Origin of the sequence: Arthrobacter alpinus, from assembly GCF_900105965.1 — a bacterium.
Taxonomy (GTDB): domain Bacteria; phylum Actinomycetota; class Actinomycetes; order Actinomycetales; family Micrococcaceae; genus Specibacter; species Specibacter alpinus.
Map to the genome: position 1 here is coordinate 3,020,226 of NZ_FNTV01000001.1, position 18,252 is coordinate 3,038,477.

General features: G+C 58.2%; 18 protein-coding genes. 13 read left to right on the plus strand and 5 right to left on the minus strand.

The window, feature by feature from the left end; all coding sequences use genetic code 11:
* Window positions 1-157 precede the first annotated feature (157 nt).
* Complete coding sequence (locus BLV41_RS13805) at window positions 158-589, plus strand: DUF3592 domain-containing protein (protein WP_074712152.1); 432 nt, start codon at window positions 158-160, stop codon at window positions 587-589.
* Window positions 590-807: 218 nt separating this feature from the next.
* Here the strand turns inward: BLV41_RS13805 and BLV41_RS13810 are convergent, their stop codons facing one another.
* Window positions 808-2,058 (minus strand): MFS transporter, encoded by a 1,251-nt coding sequence (locus BLV41_RS13810; RefSeq protein ID WP_083360783.1) that lies wholly within the window; start codon window positions 2,056-2,058, stop codon window positions 808-810.
* A 287-nt stretch (window positions 2,059-2,345) separates the two neighbouring features.
* On the opposite strand from BLV41_RS13810, the gene BLV41_RS13815 reads away from it, so the two are divergent.
* From BLV41_RS13815 to BLV41_RS13835, 5 genes are all read left to right on the plus strand, one after another.
* Window positions 2,346-3,065 (plus strand): AAA family ATPase, encoded by a 720-nt coding sequence (locus BLV41_RS13815; RefSeq protein ID WP_074712156.1) that lies wholly within the window; start codon window positions 2,346-2,348, stop codon window positions 3,063-3,065.
* Window positions 3,066-3,480: 415 nt separating this feature from the next.
* Window positions 3,481-4,134, plus strand: a complete 654-nt coding sequence (locus BLV41_RS13820; RefSeq protein ID WP_074712158.1) for a ribonuclease FAU-1 family protein — start codon at window positions 3,481-3,483, stop codon at window positions 4,132-4,134.
* 230 nt (window positions 4,135-4,364) lie between these two features.
* Complete coding sequence (locus tag BLV41_RS13825) at window positions 4,365-5,303, plus strand: MerR family transcriptional regulator (RefSeq protein WP_074712160.1); 939 nt, start codon at window positions 4,365-4,367, stop codon at window positions 5,301-5,303.
* Between the two features lie 56 nt (window positions 5,304-5,359).
* Window positions 5,360-6,205 (plus strand): EamA family transporter, encoded by an 846-nt coding sequence (locus BLV41_RS13830; protein ID WP_139244466.1) that lies wholly within the window; start codon window positions 5,360-5,362, stop codon window positions 6,203-6,205.
* Window positions 6,206-6,379: 174 nt separating this feature from the next.
* A complete protein-coding gene (locus BLV41_RS13835; protein WP_139244333.1) occupies window positions 6,380-7,105 on the plus strand; it encodes a hypothetical protein in 726 nt (241 codons plus the stop codon).
* An 84-nt stretch (window positions 7,106-7,189) separates the two neighbouring features.
* Here BLV41_RS13835 and BLV41_RS13840 read toward each other — a convergent pair whose 3' ends face one another.
* Window positions 7,190-7,549, minus strand: a complete 360-nt coding sequence (locus tag BLV41_RS13840; RefSeq protein ID WP_074712164.1) for a hypothetical protein — start codon at window positions 7,547-7,549, stop codon at window positions 7,190-7,192.
* Window positions 7,550-7,700: 151 nt separating this feature from the next.
* Between BLV41_RS13840 and BLV41_RS13845 the strand changes: the two genes are divergently transcribed.
* The gene (locus BLV41_RS13845; protein ID WP_074712165.1) at window positions 7,701-8,270 is read left to right on the plus strand and encodes a dihydrofolate reductase family protein; all 570 of its coding nucleotides are present in this window, start codon (window positions 7,701-7,703) and stop codon (window positions 8,268-8,270) included.
* Between the two features lie 879 nt (window positions 8,271-9,149).
* Here BLV41_RS13845 and BLV41_RS13855 read toward each other — a convergent pair.
* The gene (locus BLV41_RS13855) at window positions 9,150-10,832 is read right to left on the minus strand and encodes a purine-cytosine permease family protein (RefSeq protein ID WP_044574015.1); all 1,683 of its coding nucleotides are present in this window, start codon (window positions 10,830-10,832) and stop codon (window positions 9,150-9,152) included.
* A gap of 873 nt (window positions 10,833-11,705) precedes the next feature.
* On the opposite strand from BLV41_RS13855, the gene BLV41_RS13865 reads away from it, so the two are divergent.
* Entirely contained in the window at window positions 11,706-12,050 is a 345-nt protein-coding gene (locus BLV41_RS13865) for a hypothetical protein (RefSeq protein ID WP_139244334.1), read from the plus strand.
* Between the two features lie 201 nt (window positions 12,051-12,251).
* On the opposite strand, the gene BLV41_RS13870 is transcribed toward BLV41_RS13865, so the two are convergent.
* Window positions 12,252-12,623 carry a VOC family protein gene (locus BLV41_RS13870; protein ID WP_074712169.1) on the minus strand — a complete coding sequence of 124 codons (372 nt, stop codon included), beginning with the start codon at window positions 12,621-12,623 and terminating at the stop codon, window positions 12,252-12,254.
* A gap of 58 nt (window positions 12,624-12,681) precedes the next feature.
* On the opposite strand from BLV41_RS13870, the gene BLV41_RS13875 reads away from it, so the two are divergent.
* Entirely contained in the window at window positions 12,682-13,107 is a 426-nt protein-coding gene (locus BLV41_RS13875) for a MarR family winged helix-turn-helix transcriptional regulator (protein ID WP_074713324.1), read from the plus strand.
* A gap of 1,281 nt (window positions 13,108-14,388) precedes the next feature.
* Here the strand turns inward: BLV41_RS13875 and BLV41_RS13880 are convergent.
* On the minus strand, window positions 14,389-14,805 hold the full coding sequence (locus BLV41_RS13880; RefSeq protein WP_139244335.1) for a hypothetical protein: 417 nt from the start codon (window positions 14,803-14,805) through the stop codon (window positions 14,389-14,391).
* 242 nt (window positions 14,806-15,047) lie between these two features.
* Here BLV41_RS13880 and BLV41_RS22575 point away from each other — a divergent pair, with 242 nt between their 5' ends.
* The 4 genes from BLV41_RS22575 (at window position 15,048) to BLV41_RS13905 (ending at window position 18,215) form a co-directional block, all read left to right on the plus strand.
* Window positions 15,048-15,482, plus strand: a complete 435-nt coding sequence (locus BLV41_RS22575) for a protein-tyrosine phosphatase family protein (protein WP_139244336.1) — start codon at window positions 15,048-15,050, stop codon at window positions 15,480-15,482.
* 204 nt (window positions 15,483-15,686) lie between these two features.
* Window positions 15,687-16,049, plus strand: coding sequence for an iron chaperone (locus tag BLV41_RS13890; RefSeq protein ID WP_074712171.1), 363 nt, complete (start codon window positions 15,687-15,689; stop codon window positions 16,047-16,049).
* Between the two features lie 45 nt (window positions 16,050-16,094).
* Entirely contained in the window at window positions 16,095-16,466 is a 372-nt protein-coding gene (locus BLV41_RS13895) for a hypothetical protein (protein ID WP_074712172.1), read from the plus strand.
* Between the two features lie 1,476 nt (window positions 16,467-17,942).
* Entirely contained in the window at window positions 17,943-18,215 is a 273-nt protein-coding gene (locus BLV41_RS13905) for a PadR family transcriptional regulator (RefSeq protein WP_074712173.1), read from the plus strand.
* Window positions 18,216-18,252: the final 37 nt, after the last annotated feature.

Sequence of the window (18,252 nt, forward strand, 5' to 3'; positions counted from 1 at the left end):
AGATTCACGCCCTCCTGATACCGAGGGTTCACACCATTGGCGCCGATCCGGCGAGGCCGGAGCATCGCCTGTCGCTTACTGGTTTCTGGAACCACCCGCGGTCAGGCACGCCCTGGCCAACTGACATACTGTTGAGTGACTTAACCGGGGAGACTCTTTGAAGATTGCGCTGTACATCATCTGGGCGCTATTTGTCGTCGGCGCCATAGCGGCTCTGACACAGACCATAAGGAAAGCCAAGTACCAAGAGCGGCTCATCGCCAGCTGGCCGAAGGTCCAGGCCACCGTGACCGGCAGCCGCCAGGGCTGGACAAACGGCGGGGCCAACACCAACCGCAACGTCCGTTTCTGGCCCCAGTACCAGTTCATCGACCCGCAGGGCGCCCTCTACTTCGGTGAATCCGAAGTCTCCTACGCGAACAGGCCTGAGCCTGGAGAGATCTTGGAGGTGGCCTTCAACCCGGCCAACCCGAATCAGTCGTTCCAGGTCGACGCGCCCTCCAAGTTGATGATCGGCTGTCTGATCCCGGTCTTCGTCTTCATAGGCATCATCATGTTCTGGGCCATCGGCTGGTTCACGCAGGCATGACCCGCGGGCAGCCGGCGCGGCGACCCAGGCGCCGACCACCGCTGGCAACGCCCTGCCGAAACCGTGCTTGACTTGCACCGGCCGAACAACTGCATGGCCCCTGCGCGCTCGTCCTTGCCTTATTTTCAGTCAGACAGCTGTTGGCATGTCGTCTACAGGGTCCCCGCCACGAAAAGTTCAGGCGCAGAACAGACCGAGAAATTTTGTCCCAGCCACAGTTACGCTATCGGGCATGGAGTGGGTGCAGGACTTGCGGCTTGGTCGAGGACCGTCGCGCCGCGCTTGTCGAGCGCATCCGGGATGAGGGTAAGGAGTGCTGCCAAGACGAAAAGCGCGCCAATCCAGAGCGGTGCGAGCAGGCCAAGGCCGGAGTCCACCACCACGCTGCCCAGCGATGTGCCCAGGAGGATGCCTCCGGTGACCACGGTGGGGAGCATCGACATGATGGCCGGGTGCTGTCCAGCTGCCGCGATGGTGCGTGCGGCATGAGCGGAGTTCAATGACACGCCACTGACTCCAATGGCGATCATCGCCAGGATAACGACAGGCAACGAGGTCGGTGCCGCCCAGAAAGCGAGCAGGCCGGCGGCGAGGACGATGAGGCCGATGGCGAGCACTCGGGCGGGGCCCCGGGAGGTCAGCCGTCCCACAGCCCAGTTGCCCAGCACTGATGCGGCGCCGTAGAGGGCAAGCAACCAGGGAACGAGAGTTGGTTCGACACCAGTGACCCGTTCGAGGATGGTGGGAAAGAAGGCGAACCCGAGGAGCGTCCCCCCGATCGAGAGTCCGGCAGTCGCCAGGGTCAGCCACAATCGACGGTTAGCCAGCGGCCGGAGCATCTGCCGAACAGGGAGCGTTGGCGTGCCTACGATGGATGGAACGAAGATGATTATCGCGGCGGCGGCTGCCAGTACCGCAATGGTGTCAATGTGGAATGCCCACTGCCAAGTGACGGCCTGGCCGGCGAACGTCGCCAACGGCAGACCGAGTGCCGTTCCGATCGTTACCCCTGCGAAGATCGTGGCGGTTGCCCGCGGTTGGGCGGCACCAGGAACCAGCCGCGTTGCTGTGCCCAAGGCAATCGCGAAGTAGGCTGACATCAACGCTCCCGAAACCACGCGCATGGAGAGCATCACCGTCCACGGGGAGATGACACCGATCGCCTGCGCCGCCGCGAATGCCACGAGCAGCCCGGCGAGGACCACGCGAGGGCCGAAGCGCGACAAGGGCATCCCAAGCAGCCAAGGACCGACGACTTGGCCAGCGGCGAACCCTGAAATCAGCAGCGCCGCAGCTCCTATCGAAACACCAACGCCGTCGGCAATGCTGGGCAGTAACCCGGCGGCCATGAACTCGCTGGTGACCATCGCGAAAATGCCACCCGCTATGAGCCAGATTATTGCCGGTACACGTTCTCTAGGAGTCACGGTTCGAACGGACTCGAGCCGAGGGATTGTCGTTTCAGGCATAGGTTTCCTCGAAGTAGATGGCAGCGGCTGATCGCCATCAGCCCTCGGGAGCCGCAACTCCCGACGGCGCCCACGTATTCCCTTGCACCTCACCTGGCACAACCGGATGCAGACAAACCAGACCCGAAACGAAAGTATTTGCTGATCGGGACGTGCTTCCTCGATCCGCGAAGGCGTCGTCGCGAGACAACACCATGATCCGTTCAAGGATCCCGTTTCGGGACTCCCTGCTCAATAATTTGTCTGTTGTTTCAGGGTGGACGCCCCCTGCCTGCAACAATGAGCGTATGCCGTTCGAGAATTACCCGGTCCGAGGGATAGCAGAACACTCCCTGAATGCTCTCGATCGTGGCCATTGGCCTGCAACGCTGCCAGCCGTAGCCCAGGTGCTGGACCGGGGCCTCACTCTGTCGCCCGCTACCGTCTTCGTTGGTGAGAATGGGGCGGGTAAATCCACCTTGGTGGAGGCGATTGCCCTGGCCTATGGCTTGTCCCCTGAAGGCGGTTCGACAGGCGCACGCCACACCACGAGGTCCACCGAATCTGTGCTTGCCGATCACCTGCAATTAGTCAAGAACGCCGGCACAACGAGGCGTGGCTACTTTCTGCGGGCAGAAACCATGCATGGCTTCTTTACCTATCTTGAGGAGAACCCTGGCAGAAACGGTGACATCCAGTTCCATGAAATGTCACACGGCGAGTCATTTTTGCAGTTGGCTGTCGATCGCTTCCGGGGACCCGGGCTGTGGGTACTCGATGAGCCGGAATCCGCCTTGTCCTTTTCGGGGTGTCTTGCCCTCTTGGGCGTCCTCAAGGAACTCCTGGCCGGCGGTAAGTCCCAGGTGATCCTGTCCACACACTCGCCAGTTCTCGCAGCCCTGCCCGGGGCCCAAATTCTGGAGGTTGGTCCATGGGGCCTGCGGCCTCGGGATTGGGAAGACCTAGATCTAGTTGGGAACTGGAAGTCATTCTTGGATTCGCCCGAGCGATTCCTCCGCCATATCTAAGGGCACCTACTCGTTGCACGTTCAGCGCTATCGAGCCAAGCCACCGACGTCCGCCACCGCCCGCTCAGCGTTCGGCTACCGGGCCGCAGAAGCGACTTTCGATTCTTTTGCGGGAACCTGACAGAGTTAGCGCATGGATATCACTTGGTTGCTCGTAGTTTTACTACTCATCGTCCTCTTCGCGAGCATCAGCATCGTCGGTGCGTTGCATCGGATTCGTGATGCGAGCGAAAAAGCTCTCGCAGTACTTGAGGACCAGTCCACTCGACAAGCCAAAGAGAACTCGTCCCAGTAGCCGTTCCGCTTGCCAGACAGATCAGAACGCCCGGCATAAGGTTCGGGTGGTCAAAATGTTCCAGAACCTTTGTGGCCTGTTGCCAACGAGCATCCGGCCCCAACGGGCAGGATGGAGGGCATGACATCTTCCCCAGAGATACGTTGGCAGCGCGGCGACAACATCACATGGACCTACATAGACCCAACCTTTCCAGACCTTCTTGACCTGCGACCAGTAACTGTCGTCGCCGACGATGACCGCCACTTGGCGGTCTGGTTGGCACCAGGCACCCGCATGCTCTATCAGGTGATTGCTGACGGGAGCGACATCCGCTCACTTGAAGGGGGCAAAAGGTTCATCGCACCACGTGCGCAAGCGGTCAGAAAATGGTCAGGCTCCGGCATTCTTGCCGTGTTCCAGCCTGAAACCATGTATTCCGTATGGTTTTTCGAAACCCAATCGGGACTGCGAGACTCCTACTACGTTAATATCGAGGAGCCCTTCACACGCACTGAACAGGGCATCGTTAGCTCTGATCTAGTGCTCGATGTGGTTGTAAAAGCGGATCACAGCTTCAAGTACAAAGACGAGGACGAACTTGAATTCGCCCACCAAGCCGGTGTGCTCTCGTCGTCCAGGGTCATGGAGATTCAACGGGCGGCAGCAGACGCCATTGTGACCGTGAACAGCTGGGGCTTTCCCTTTAACGCGGGATTCGAGGCCTTCCAGCCAGACCGAACCTGGCCGGTCCCTGCACTGCCAAATACGGCAACGTGGGACTTCCAGAGCTGAGCCAGTCACAACCGACTGCCTCGTTCAAAGTGGCCGTATCAAGGTTCGACCGTGGACTGAGAGAGCTTCCAATCGAAGCTGCGATTTAGCCGCAAAACAAAACTATGCCACAAAGGGTGGCGGTTGTCTGTGAACGGAACCCGTCTACAGTGCACTAGCCGTGGGGATCGCGATTCGGGATTTGACTCTGCCCCTGAGGGCAAGGTTTATCGTGAAGTCAGGAGGCAAGAATGCGTATAGGTGAGTTAGCTGAACGGGCCGAGGTATCGATCAAGGCCGTGCGCTATTACGAACAACTGGGTTTGGTGAAGCCGGGACGTTTATCCAATGGTTACCGCGATTATTCTGATCATGATTTACGCGTGATCAGTGAAATACGTGCTTTGTCCGGGTTCGGGATCAATCCTGCTAAGGCGGCCCCATTTGTCGAATGCCTCGAGGCGGGTCACCAACACAGTGACGAATGCCCGGCTTCGCTGGCCGCCTTCAGGGACAGCATCACAGAGTTGGATCGGACCATCGCATCCCTTACCTCCCGGCGTGAACACCTGGCTGAAAGACTGCAACAGGGCGCGTCCCGCACGTTTAGAACGGAGATCACCACCGTGATTGATTACTCCAAGGTCCTCCCCGACAATCTTCCCGTCCCCGTCGATGACGGAGCCGCTGACCATCTAGTGGGGCTTGCCCTGCCGAATCTAACCTTTTCGGCCACCGACGGACGGAAAGTGAACCTTGCCGAGCTCGGGCCTGGCCGAACCGTGGTTTACCTTTATCCACTGACCGGTGTTCCAGGGACAGACCTTCCTGAGGGTTGGGACGCTATTCCAGGCGCCCGCGGATGCTCCACGGAGGCCTGCGATTTCCGGGACCACTACACGATGCTGAGGGACGCGGGTGTCGAGAATGTATTCGGCATGTCCAGCCAAGAGGCGGGATACCAAGGCGAGGTCGTCGACCGGTTGGGCCTGCCGTTCCCGATGCTATCCGATCCAAACTTTGCCCTAGCCAAAGCGCTGACGCTGCCAACTTTTCCTGCTCCCGGTCATGACCGGCTCTACACCCGCCTGACGCTAATCGTGAAGGACTGCGTCATCGAACACGTCTTTTATCCGATCTTTCCCCCCAATGCTCACGCCCAGCAAGTTCTGGACTGGCTGCAACAATGAGCGGTTCGGGGAGTCGGCTCAAAGCTGTCCCACCATGGACGCTCGCCGTGGCTGCCATGTTGTCCGTGCAATTAAGTTCCGCACTTTCGGTATCTCTCTTTCCCGCCGTAGGAACATCTGGGGCGGCGTGGCTACGGTTGACGGCGGGAGCCCTGTTCTTCGCCCTGCTCTGTCGCCCTAACATCCGCAAGGTCCGCCGCGCCGATCTACCCTTGATCCTCGGGCTGGGAGTGACCACGGGAATGATGACGATACTGTTTTTGGCGGCACTCTCCCGCATCCCTCTGGGCACTGCTGTCGCGATTGAATTCCTTGGACCACTTACTGTCGCGGCTATCCGCAGCCACCGCCGGCGGGCCATGGTCTGGCCAGCTTTGGCATTGGCGGGGGTTGTGCTGCTCACGGAGCCATGGCTGGGAAGCATCGATCTCCTCGGCATCGGTTTTGCGGCCCTCGCGGCAGGGTGCTGGGGCATCTATATCCTGCTCACACAAAGACTCGGAGACCGTTTCTCGGGCATCCAGGGGCTCGCCCTGACCGCGCCTATCGCAGCAGTTGTTGCCGCCATCTTTGGGATACCCCAAGCGATCGGCAACCTAAGCTGGACTGTCATTTTGGCCTCCATCGGGCTGGCGATCCTCATGCCTGTCATTCCCTTTACCTTCGAACTACTCGCCCTACGCAAGATGACACACACCGCATTCGGAACCCTCATGGCACTCGAGCCCGCCTTTGGCGTCCTTCTCGGCCTGATCCTTCTTCACCAGAGGCCAACAATCGTCCAGGCCTTCGGCGTCGCGCTCGTCGTCGTCGCTGGCACTGCAGCCCAACGAAATGGCCGCCGACGCCCATCAACAAGAACTAAGGAACGCAGTGCACCTCAGCCAGAACTGATCCCATAACGGGAGCACCAACCTCACAACGATCTTGACAAGGTCATGATTCTGGTGAACCAACTAAGTGCCCGGCAAAGGTTCCCTGGGTAGACGGTGAGCACGACGAGTGCCGGCTGATGGGGATTTGGTTTTGGCGTTTACAACCACCTGGACGGCTGCCGCCGGACATTAGACTGATTCGTGTTGGCCAAAGAGGCTGGCACAGTATTGGGGGATGTTGTGGGCAGATATTTCAGGACAATTACGACGGCGGCGCTCGGACTTGCGCTGATGGGCGGACTGGGCGGATGCACTCCAAACCCGCAACAGCCACACTTGCCCACGGCCAGCCAATCCCTCGAATCAGTCCTTGACGCCAGCTGTCCCCTACTGCCACCGGATGCGGTCCAAGCCGTAAGGATCCCGCAGGGAACCCCTGAAGAATCAATCGCCAATGTCTTGAATTCCTACAGCTCTTGGGTCAATGCGGGAACGGATATACTCAGGGGCTGGGCCGGGACGGCGGGCACTGTACCGGATGCATGTTTGGACGGTTTGGCGGAACAAGGCCGTATTGCCTACTCACAAACTATCTTCACAACCCAAACCGACGTTGCTTGGCAGGACTACTATGCCGGGCAGCAGGAGCTCACGGCCCAGGCCCTTCGCAATGCCATAGGGACCAGTGTCGACCGCATAGGAAATCCAGGGAGCTTTGAACTGCTCAAGGAAATCTCTTCCAGTGCCACAGTGAATGGCACGTTCCTGAAATTTGATGCTATTTACCGTCCGGCCCCCGGTACACCAGCAGATCCAGCAGACTGGGCAGGGCTGGCCAAGCCAACCCGCTGGTACGTGGAGCTGGTGCCCTTCGACGGTTTCTTCATTATTAACTACATCGAGCAGAAGCCAGCAGCAGGATACTGACCCAGCTCGATTGCGGCATTGTCCGCTGTGTCCAGCACCGAAAATATCGATAAACGGATATGCCTGATCCGACATCGCTCCTCCCTAGTAGGCGTAGCGCAGGTATACGCGCAACTCACCGCCTGCGTAGCTGGAACCAGTGCAAATTCGGGTCAATGTGAGCAGGTTCCTGGCGCTACAGCGCTCCTGGGACAGATCCATCTCATTGATGAGCTCGTTAGCCACCATGGTCGAACCGGCTTCGATGGCCATTTCGCGCCAGCAGCCTCCCGAACCGCACTGCATCGAAATGCCCTTCACGACGGCCGGCCCGGGGACGCCCGGGAACGCTGAGTCGGGTGGTGTTTTCCCTTCGTTAACGAAGGTCAGTCCAACACTGACCACCCACACAAACGCCAACAAGGACATGGCAATGAAGAATAGTTTTCTACGGCGCTTTCCCATTGCACAAACCTATCCGGAATCGTGCTCTGACACTTCCGTTAGACGGCGAGGTTGCTTATCCTCGGACCATGAGCTGTTCAAGCGAAGCCGTGGTCTGGCTGACTGTCAGCCCGGTGAAAACGCACTGTGCGCATCAAGGGAGAGCAACGAGATGAGACCACTTCGATACTCGATCAACGTCACACTCGACGGCTGCTGCCATCACGAGGCCGGGCTCCCCCCGGACGAGGAGTCGATGCGCTACTGGACCTCTGAAATGGAGCGAGCCGATGCCCTGCTGTTCGGCAGAGTGACCTACGAGATGATGGAGTCGGCGTGGCGGAAGCCGGCCACGGGCACGTGGCCTGGCTGGGTGGATGGGTGGCAGATCCCGTTCGCCGAGGCCATCGACCGGGCGAAGAAGTACGTCGTGTCGAGCACGCTAAGCGGGGTCGACTGGAATGCCGAGCTGGTGCGAGGCGACTTGGGGCAAGCGGTTCATCGACTCAAGCAGGAGCCAGGCGAGGGTCTGTGGGTTGGTGGTGTGACGCTCCCCCTGGCGTTGGCGGATCTGGGACTGATCGACGAGTACGAGTTCCTCGTGCAGCCGGTCCTTGCCGGACATGGGCCGACGTTGCTCGCCGGTCTCCGCGAGCGCATCCAGCTCGAGCTCGTGGATCGCCATGAGTTCCGGTCGGGGGCGATCGCCCTGCGTTACCGACCTACCCGAGTAGCGGCTTGACTTGATTTGTCCTGGCACGTTGGCCGCTGCCTCGCGACGAGGCAGCGGTTCTCGCGCCTGAGATGAATTCTCCGTTATCTGCCGCCAAAAGAAACGCTTGGGACAAAGCGCCGACGACTTCACCGACGCCCAGGCCACAGCCACAGCCACAGCCACACACACGACGCCCAAACGCCTCAAGGAGCACCCCACATGACGTTCGATCTACGGGCGCGGACGCTCCCAAATAAGGACTTGGGCTAAAGAGCAGCATCCGGACGATTTGCGCACCGTTTCCCGTCGAAAAAATCAGATCTCAGGGCAAATGGTTGTTGGCACTAATGACGACGCGAGAAGGCAAACCTTCCTCGTCCACTGCAACTTGGAGACCGCGCAAAGGGTCCCCGGGTACAGGCGCCGGAGCCTGCATTTGACCTTGTCGTTCAAGCTCAATGCGAGCTTCATAGCTCGACGGTGCGAACAGGCTCTCCATCAAACCGATTCCGGCTGCCCCACCGGTCCCCGTGCGACCGCCAGGTTTGGCAAGATGCCGTTGGAACGCGACCAAAGAACTTACGACGACACCGGCGACGCCAACTATGAGTACGGTGTTCCAAAACCAATCCATCGGTTGAGCCTAACTCAGGGTGACGCTCAAAATTTCTGACTCAGTTCGCCTCCCGTTTGCACCGGACGCCGAAGACCATGCCCCTGCGAGCATCCCACTCAACACTGTCCGGTTCATGTTCGTGGTGGTGTGTCGCAGCGGCCTGCGCACACTCCATCACACTTTCCTGACGGCGGAAGCCCTGCACCGCCGGGGCTTCGCAGCCGGACCCCCGCATCTTTCGCACACTGGCACCAGGGAGGCTGTAACTGCCTCCCTGGTAGGGAATGGCCCTACTTTTGTGCCGGAAGAACCAGTTCCCCGGTCTTGTCCGTGGACAGGGCCAGCGAGGAGACGTACTGCGGTTCACCGTCGGGCCCGTCCTGGGCTGAGCGGATCATGTCCGGGCGTTCGAACTCTAGCCCAGTGACATGGCAGAGCAGTTTGTGGTCGCTGGGGTTGCCGTCGGCGTCGAACATGGGCAGGTCAATGCCGTCATCGGTGCGCCGCAGGTAGTACTTTCCGCGGGTCAGCACGGCCAGCAGGGGTGGCAGCAGCAATGCCAGGCCGACGGCGAAGATGGGTGAGTACGGCTGGATGGCCGAGCCAAACGCCCCGAAGAAAACAGCGATGGAAACGCCGGCCGAACCCAGCATGGAAACGAAACCCACAGGGTTGATGGCATAGAGCATCCCGCGGCGGAACTCCGGAACCCTGGGCGAGATCTTCAGCAGGTACTTGTTGATAACGATGTCGGAGGCAACGGTGACTATCCAAGCCATGGCACAGTTCGCGTAGAAGCCCAGAATGGTATTGAGGAACTCGAACATGTTTGCTTCCATGAGTGCCAGGGCGATCAACAGGTTGACCATCACAAATACCATGCGGCCCGGGTAGGTCTTGGTGACCCTTGTGAAGCTGTTGGTCCACGCCAACGAGCCCGAATAGGCGTTGGTCACGTTGATCTTGAGCTGCGAGATGACCACAAGAACCACGGCAAGGGTCATGGCCAGCCAGGCCGGCATCATCTCCTGATACACGCCCAGGAACTGGTGCACCGGTTCGTTGGCATGCACGGACGCCGCCGGATCCAACTTGGCGATCAGGTAGATGGCGATGAACATGCCCACGATCTGCTTGATGGCACCAAAAATGACCCAACCGGGGCCGGCAAGTATCACTGCACGCCACCAAGCGCCCTTGTTCGCGGCAGTTTTGGGCGGCATGAAGCGCAGGTAGTCGATCTGCTCGGCAATCTGGGCCATGAGCGACAGGCACACGCCTGCGGCGAGCATCACCGATGCGACATTGGTGCCTTCAGCACCGGACTTGCCCGTAAAGGCAAAGAAGTCATCAATGCTGCCCGGGTGGGACAGCAGCAAATAGCCCACCGGCACCACCATCAGCAAAAGCCACAGCGGAGTGGTCCAGACCTGAAGCTTGGCCAGGGTTTTCATCCCGTAAATCACAAATGGAATGATGACGATCGTGGATATTGCATATCCAATCCATTGCGGAATGCCGAGCCCCAATTGCAGCCCCTGGGCCATGATTGACCCTTCGAGCGCAAAGAATATGAAGGTGAACGTTGCAAAGATGACGTTCGTGACCACGGATCCGTAATAACCAAACCCGGATCCTCGCGTGATCAAATCAAGGTCAATATTGTACCGTGCGGCATAATATGCCAGAGGGAAACCGGTGGCGAAAATGATTACCGCGGCCACAATAATGCCGAGAATCGCATTTGTGGTGCCATAGGCAATGCCAATGTTTGCCCCGATGGAGAAGTCCGCCAGATATGCGATCCCGCCCAAGGCGCTGGTTGCCACCACCCCGGCAGTCCATTTCCGGTACGAACGCGGCGCGAACCGGAGAGTGTAGTCCTCCAGGCTTTCCTTGGTCGCGCTGATCGCAGCGTCATTGGCAGGCGCCTGCGGTTCAAGAATTTGAGTGCTCTTTGAATCAATACTCATCCGGGCATCACTTTCGTAGCGGGAAGGTCAGGTGAAACGCTATCCACACCATGCGACAGCCGGGTCACCGATTTGTTTCCAGAGCGTTAATTGCCGATTCCCGCAATGCCCACCATGAATTGTGAATCAAACAAAATAGATGACCTCCCGTTTCTGTGAACTGGGCACTGATTTGAGCATCCACAGGGCTGAGGATCTTGACTGGGTCGCCGCTCCTGACGTGAACGTTCCCCGCGCAGTGCAGATGACTTCTAAAAATGACAGACAGTTTGGAGCGTAGCTACTCCTGGCGGATCAGATCACGTTCAGTTGGACTGACCTCACCGAGAACTTTGTCATCCCACGGCAGTCTCAATTGTTTGGGTACTTACTACCCGCTACCTTTTGGACATATTCTTGCGAATCCTTGATGAATGCCAAGATATGTAGTTGTGCCCGCATCACCAGGGTATATGGGGGCCTTACGACGCCAACATAGTGTTGGGCGTACTCAGCCCCTCATGTTCAATGGCACAGCAATGGGTCTACAGACCAGTGATGTTTGTCTGGATTTTGGTTTTTGGAAGGAAAATGGATGAGCGTGCCAGTAAGAAGATCACTTTTCGGTGCCTTGTTTGGCCTGGTCGTTGGGGTTGCCGCTGAGGGAATCCGTTACGGCCTTGGGGATCGTCGATCTCTCGGAGAAATGCTCTTCATGGTCATAGGCCTCATGGTGATCGGCCTAATCGCAACTCTGTTTCGCATCTCAAAAAAGCGAGTCCAAGGGAACGTCTCGAACAAAGACTGACCACAAACACAATGCGAAAGAGGGGTCTGCCCCGCCCATTTGTCGACTCCCCAGGGCGGGTTGATGACATATGCAACACTGAGGCTATGGACCTAAAGTATCTCGCTCGTGGCGCGGCAGCGTTCTTAGTCGTTGGCGCCATGACTGGCTGCAACTCCGGCGCTGAGTCCGGAAGTGTAAGCGTCGAAGTTCGCACCATGACACCCGGCGCCCAAGGCGGGCCTTACGAGGTGAAGGTCCGAGGCTCCGATGGAGAGCTGGTCAATTCGCGAGAAGTGTCGGTCGGATCCACCTACGTCATCGAAGACGTCCCCTACGGTTGGGTGTCAGTCGAGGCAACTTCAGGGTGCACGGTTGAAAATGAGCTGACTTCAGAGTCGCCCACGATGCGGATGATCATAGAAGCGGGCAACTGCACCCTCGCCGACTAGTCCACCCGGACCCGCCCCTAGGTCGCCGCGGTGGTTGTCCTTCGGTGAATGCCAATGGAATCACCTTGACCTCAACATGTTGCGTTCGAGCGCGCTGTCACGCCAGTGTTTCACCTTCGGGAGTGAGCGAGGTCCGGCAGAACACGAGCCTGTTCGTCAAGGACCGCCTTTGCCGTTGGGGCTGCCCCGGTTGGCCCGGAATCAGTTGCGTGTGGCGCGATCGTGAACAGTGACGGAGTACCCGTCGAGATCCTGAAAGACGAATGTCATTCCGAACGGGCCCTCGAAGGGTTCCCGCAGGATGGTCGCACCCGCCCCCGCTACGGCACTGTGCAAGGCGACGGCCTCAGGATCATGCAGCCACAGCGCAACGCCGAGTCCCAATGGGCCAGATTCGAGATCCAAGCCGGGTTCGGGGTCGCGAACCGCGAAGGTCGGCTGGGTATCGAAGACGACGGCGTGTGGAGGCGAGAAGGGTGCGCGGGTCAGACCGACGGTGTTCTCGTAGAAGGCTGCCGCCTTCTCTAGATCGCGGACCTGCAGGGCAATGAAGTCGGGACCGGTGACGGCCATAATAATTCTCCTTGTATGTCAGTTTCCTTACATCCAGACTCTATGTCAGAATTCTTACATGAGCAACCGGGAACAACAGGTCGGATACGTAGTCAAGCAGGCACAATCAGTGCTTCGTCTTCGCATGGAGGAGGCGCTGCACCGGCACTCCCTCACTGTTTCCCAGTACTCATGCCTTCACCATCTGCTCCGCGATCCTGGTATCTCCGCTGCTGGGCTGGCCCGCGCCACGTTCATGACGCGCCAGTCCATGAACTCGATGCTGCAGCAATTACTCGAACGTGGACTGGTCGAACGCCCTACCCGCCCCGAGAGCGGTCGCGCTTTACCGACAGCACTCACGGCAGCTGGTGCTGATCTCCTCTCCGCCGCACAGGCTGATGTGGACGGAGTTGAAGAGCGGATGCTGTCAGGACTTAGCCCCTCCGAGCTCACCTCACTCACTTACGGACTCAACGCTTGCGTCAAAGCGCTGGAGGACTGAGCTTGCAAGAAGGACCACCCGCTAGACGTTTCGCAAAGGATGTACCTCGAACATGCACTTTCCGGAGCTAAAATCTTGTCAATCCAAAGTCTTGGCACCGCCCATGTTGGAGCCAATCACCCCCTTTCCCACTACCGAGGACATGGCCATACGCTCTTGGACGCCGTTCTACTGGCCACACTGTACGGTGGACGGAAAGAGCTTTTCTTGGCACCACCAACTTGGTGGTGCCAGATAGTTGGGGGTTTAGGTGACTGGAATGTTTGGAGTGTATGGCGGCCTATTGGTTGGGCTCTACCTTTTGGTGGTGGCCGTTGTCGCGGTACTCCTCGTCTGGGTTTTGATTCTGTCCATTATTTTCCTGAGGCTGCGTATTGCGGAGGTTCGGGGAACGATGGACTCCAGAAACCGAAGTAAGTAGAACTCGACCATTGCGTTTCGAAGCCTGAGCCCTCAGCGGTTTCAAGAAGGCTTTGTGTTCGATCGACTGTCCCGCAAACCGTTCCATTATGAACACCCCCGACGGTGGCGCGATCGTCTCACGATGCCGACATACCCGTCTGCCGTTGGCTCGTTGGGCAGTTGAACAGGAATCACCAGGAGAAGTCGTCACCGGTTGGCTTGTGAAAACGTGAAATATCCAACGCGAAGATGTGGCCGAGCGCCGTACCGGCCTGCATTTGTCGGGTTTGATCTTATTGGTGCGTGGCCAGGCGCCATCCGGCAGTGAGCCGCTCAAAAAATCTACGACTGAGACCAAGATTCTATGGCCAATCGCCGCCCTAGTCCTCACCAGGGCATTTTAGTGCCGCATGACTAAAGCAGGAGGAACAATGTCAAAGAGTCAAATATCAAAGTACTCTGGCTGCTTCGCAGTCTTCGTTCTAGCCGTATGCATTGAGCCAGTCGTCAGAAACCCAACTGGTAGTCACTGGCTCTTCCTCGCAGGCTCCGTAGTGTTCTTCACGCTGTGCTTCTATTTTGGTTTGTTGCTCATAGCAAAATACAAATCGCTCCACCGTTAACAACACCGCATCAGATTCAAGATGGTCACCGCAATTTTGTGGCGACCATCTTTGTTGATGTCGATCGTCCCAGAATCCTCCGAACGGATTTCTAAACAGTGGTCCCACCGATTTGGGCCGATGCAACCTATGTTCTAGCTACGGTTTTCACCGGGATTCATCGCAAAAAAGTGAGACACCAAGAGGACCAACCTGCCCTATGCCCCGGAATCATAATAATTTTGACCGTTGACATGAGATCCTCGAATTTCCGACTTTAGCGGTGTTTTGTCCGACGTTCTTGCCGCTGGAGGTCACGTAATGTTGTTGCAGGGCCTGCCTGCTCCCTGTGCCAAGCCTTGATGGCAAGAAGGGAGACAGTCACCAAAGCGCCGGTCGACAGCAGCCAGATCGGAAAGCCGCCAATGTCGCCCGCTGCGCCATCCGGACTGCCCAACGACATCAGCAGTCCGCTTGTCACCGCCGCACACACCGCCGAAACCACCGTCGCGATGTACAGCCAAAGAAAAGCCCGGTTCTGCCGGAACAGGCTCTTGGGCGCCACCACCAGGAACGCCAGTGGGGTTGCCAATGCAAACGTGATCGAAGCAATGTAGGCGGGACCGTACAGGGCATCCGTGCGAGGAAAAACGAGGCCACTGACAGCCGATAACACCGCCAATACGCCGGGCATGGCCTGGAGCCGGGGTGACCGCAACTGTTCTGCCCATTGCTTTCCCATTCGAACCCCCAAGTATCGGCATGACCTGCAGCAGACGTCTTCCAAATTTCGGATGCATGAACAGCGTAACCCGACAAGAATCCTGAATTCAGGGTTCGCCTGACCCTGGAGCCGCGGCGCCCTGCGCCGTCGTCCTCTCGACCAACCACGCGATCAGCATCTCCTTACCCTTTGTCGGCCGATACGCTGGGATCGTGCGCAGTACTTGGGACGTTGACGAGACCGGCGTGATGTGTTTGCCGTCGGGCCGACTCCTGCGCGGCCGTGGCCTTCACAAACCGCTCGCCAGTGGCGCTACCCCCGACTTCGCGCTCTACCTTTTGGGGCAGAGACCGGCACCGGTCGAATGGGAAGCACGTTGGGTGCCATGGCCCGACTTTCGGCTGCCAAGGGACCACGGCGATGCACGGGACGCGCTGCGTGAAGCATGGCTTCGCTCTGAGAAAGAGCGAGTCGAGATCGCTTGCGATGGCGGTCGCGGGCGCACGGGCACCGCACTGGCGTGTATTGCCGTCCTCGACGGCGTACCTGCTGACAAGGCAGTGAAGTTCGTTCGCGAGCATTACAACCCGCGCGCGGTCGAGACGCCATGGCAGCGCCGGTACATCGCGCACTTCACCGCGGACTGACCCACCCACCTGGCGACCGGCAAGGGCACGCTGTCCTGCAAGGGGTTTCTTGCAAGACATGCAATCACTGATGTTCCTCGCCCAGGTCCCACGGCATAGCGTCCCGCGTGTAATCCTTGTGACGGAGGTTCAGCACCTCACCCACTTGCCCCGGAGCGGCGCCACCAATGCGTAGCCGGAACCGCGGAGCGCTAAACTCACGTTATGGGTGAAAAAGCGAAGAGCGTCGAAGAGTATCTCAGCGCGCTCGACCCCGAGTACCGAGCAGAACTCGAACGGATCCGCGCACTCGTAACGAAACTCGTGCCGGACACCGAAGAGACCATAAGTTATGGGATGCCGACGCTCAAATATAAGAACCGGGCACTGGTGTACTTCACCGCATCCAAGAAGCATATGAGCTTCTACCCCTCTTCATGGGCGATCGAGGAGTTAAGGGACCAGCTCAAGAACTACAAGACCACCCAACACGCGATCCAATTTACGCTGGACAAGACCCTGCCCATCCGCCTGATCGAAGATCTGGTTCGCGTCCATGTGCGAGAAATTGACGCCAACAAGCAGTAAGCCGCCAGATGGATCATTGGTCAGAAAACCATCTAGGAGCTCCGTGTGAAAGCTTTCATCGCATCTATACTGGCCGCAATATTCGGGATTTTCACTATTCATGTTCCCGGGTTCTACATAGCCGCCATAGTTATTTCCATTGCCCTCTCGCTGTTAGCTGCGGTGCTTTGCTTCGTTTCGGCAAAGAGCAATCGTTCTCAAGCAGCCAGCGCCTCTCCTGTCTATGCAGTGGCAGGCATTCTTGCTCTTCTGACCGCTGTAGCGGGGTCTTTCCGCCTGTCAGATCTGACCAATATGGTGCCCGTCTCCGCCGGTTTTGATCTACTGGGGTGGCTGGCCGCCGCGGCACTGACCATCGGGCTATCCGGCGCAGCTTTACTCGCCTCAGGCTCTAAGCAGCGCGGCGCAAACAATTAGGATTCCAATAACAATGTCTTGCTTGTTCCCGGCGGCCCTTTGCGATGTTTCTTCTCACCCTCGACATGGCCAATGTGGATCTGATCATTGTTTAGCCCCGCTTGGGTAAGACTCATTCCGTAAGGCACCTTCGACTCAAGCGATGCGCCAGAGCATTCCATTTATTGAAACGGCAGACCGGAAAAGGCACAAATGGCGGCGACGAAGGGCGTCAGGGCTGACGTATTTTTCCTTTTGAAGCCAACCCGTTGATCAAAACTACACCAACGCAGGCAAGTAAAGTAGTAAGAAGAAGCCCAGTGAATGGTTCTAGATACCTGCCAAAGTTATACGCGGCGAAGGCACAGACTAAAACGGTCAAGCTAATCACGAGCTGTTTTACTCTCATGCTGCTGATCGTCTCACGAGCGTTCGACGTTTGACAGTAACTCACGGGGAGATGACTGAGGTAGATCCGCCTCTCAGGGTTCCAATTGGGGACGTCGCCGGACTGCGCCAACGCGGCTTCCGAAATGACGCGGCCCTACAAGCAGGCCGGCGGCGGCGGTGAGTACGTTTGCCCCAGGAAATAGAGGCCTAGTTTGATGAGTGCCGGCGAGTGTAGTGTGTTGATCAGTGCCCCACTCGTGCTGGTCTCTAGGAGTTGGCAATTGTGAAAGAACTTCGGAACATACCCCTCTGGGCGATGATACTTTCCCTTTGCGTCGCGGCAGCAGCAGCCACCTTTGTAGTCATCGGGCTATTCCACGCCCTAACTGGTGCCGGGGTGACGCAAGTCTTTCTTGATGCTGTGATTGCCGGCGCACTGACGCTCGGCGCGTGGTCAGTCGCGGTCAAAGGAAACCCTGCGCTTTCGAAGCATCGGGACAACCCACCGAACCGTCGGAGCCCACTCGAGTGGTAACTTCGGCCAACTTTGTTGCTTGGTGCCACCAGTTTCCTAGCTTTGGGTTCGCGAATCTGGCCTAGGTCCAATGCGTTTGTGGTCCTAAACGCAGCGAGCAACGGGCCATCCACTGAGGTGACTGTTGCGGGCTGGCCCCGCCAGCACGGAGAAGATGCCTGCGCTAATCAGAGACGCCCGAACAGGCAACAATTGCGGCGGGCACGCCGCCGGAAGGCTGGCCGCACAGGCCCAACCTGGCAGAAGTGGCTGCGCCACCCAAAGTATGAGCAGGCCCAGAAAGACGACACAAGCTGCGACTACTGGTGAGCGCGTGGCGCCGCGCGTCTTGATGGGCATGTCACCAGACTATCCAGCCGACACGTCCGTCGCGCGACGCCGGAGCCGAGGAGTCACGTTCTGGAGCGCAATCGTTGTATGCCTCGCGCGCTTCCGCAAGACGGTTGCCTAGAGACCTGTTCCAGTGAACAGTTCTCGAACAAACAGCGCAGGGCCTCTGAGTGAGAGGATCCAGAAGTATTATCGCCTTTAGATATCGGTTCCCGATATCAGGGACTTTGAGCGAGGTCTAAATGCGCGAACTAACTCGTGCAGCCGTCCGGCTACTCATCCTGCATCATGCCGCGGAGGAAGATATTCACGGCGCCTGGATGTCAGAGGAACTCTCCAACCATGGATACTCAATTTCCCCGGGGACGTTGTATCCAACCCTGCACAGAATGGAAGAGCAGGGACTGCTCAGCTCCCGCCGGAGGTCGTTAACGGGCGACCGCGCCGAATCTACCGAACCACATCACAAGGCATCCAAGCACTGGCCGAAGGCCGCATGGCCGTTGCTAAACTAGCGGCCGAAGTACTCCCCACTCGGCAAAGGGATAGTGA

Bases quoted from the DNA above. Each gene is read 5' to 3' on its own strand.
- BLV41_RS13810 (WP_083360783.1), bottom strand. From the start codon at position 2,058: ATGCCTGAAACGACAATCCCTCGGCTCGAGTCCGTTCGAACCGTGACT.
- BLV41_RS13815 (WP_074712156.1), top strand. From the start codon at position 2,346: ATGCCGTTCGAGAATTACCCGGTCCGAGGGATAGCAGAACACTCCCTG.
- BLV41_RS13820 (WP_074712158.1), top strand. From the start codon at position 3,481: ATGACATCTTCCCCAGAGATACGTTGGCAGCGCGGCGACAACATCACA.
- BLV41_RS13825 (WP_074712160.1), top strand. From the start codon at position 4,365: ATGCGTATAGGTGAGTTAGCTGAACGGGCCGAGGTATCGATCAAGGCC.
- BLV41_RS13830 (WP_139244466.1), top strand. From the start codon at position 5,360: ATGTTGTCCGTGCAATTAAGTTCCGCACTTTCGGTATCTCTCTTTCCC.
- BLV41_RS13840 (WP_074712164.1), bottom strand. From the start codon at position 7,549: ATGGGAAAGCGCCGTAGAAAACTATTCTTCATTGCCATGTCCTTGTTG.
- BLV41_RS13845 (WP_074712165.1), top strand. From the start codon at position 7,701: ATGAGACCACTTCGATACTCGATCAACGTCACACTCGACGGCTGCTGC.
- BLV41_RS13855 (WP_044574015.1), bottom strand. From the start codon at position 10,832: ATGAGTATTGATTCAAAGAGCACTCAAATTCTTGAACCGCAGGCGCCT.
- BLV41_RS13865 (WP_139244334.1), top strand. From the start codon at position 11,706: ATGGACCTAAAGTATCTCGCTCGTGGCGCGGCAGCGTTCTTAGTCGTT.
- BLV41_RS13870 (WP_074712169.1), bottom strand. From the start codon at position 12,623: ATGGCCGTCACCGGTCCCGACTTCATTGCCCTGCAGGTCCGCGATCTA.
- BLV41_RS13875 (WP_074713324.1), top strand. From the start codon at position 12,682: ATGAGCAACCGGGAACAACAGGTCGGATACGTAGTCAAGCAGGCACAA.
- BLV41_RS13880 (WP_139244335.1), bottom strand. From the start codon at position 14,805: ATGCCCGGCGTATTGGCGGTGTTATCGGCTGTCAGTGGCCTCGTTTTT.
- BLV41_RS13890 (WP_074712171.1), top strand. From the start codon at position 15,687: ATGGGTGAAAAAGCGAAGAGCGTCGAAGAGTATCTCAGCGCGCTCGAC.
- BLV41_RS13905 (WP_074712173.1), top strand. From the start codon at position 17,943: ATGCGCGAACTAACTCGTGCAGCCGTCCGGCTACTCATCCTGCATCAT.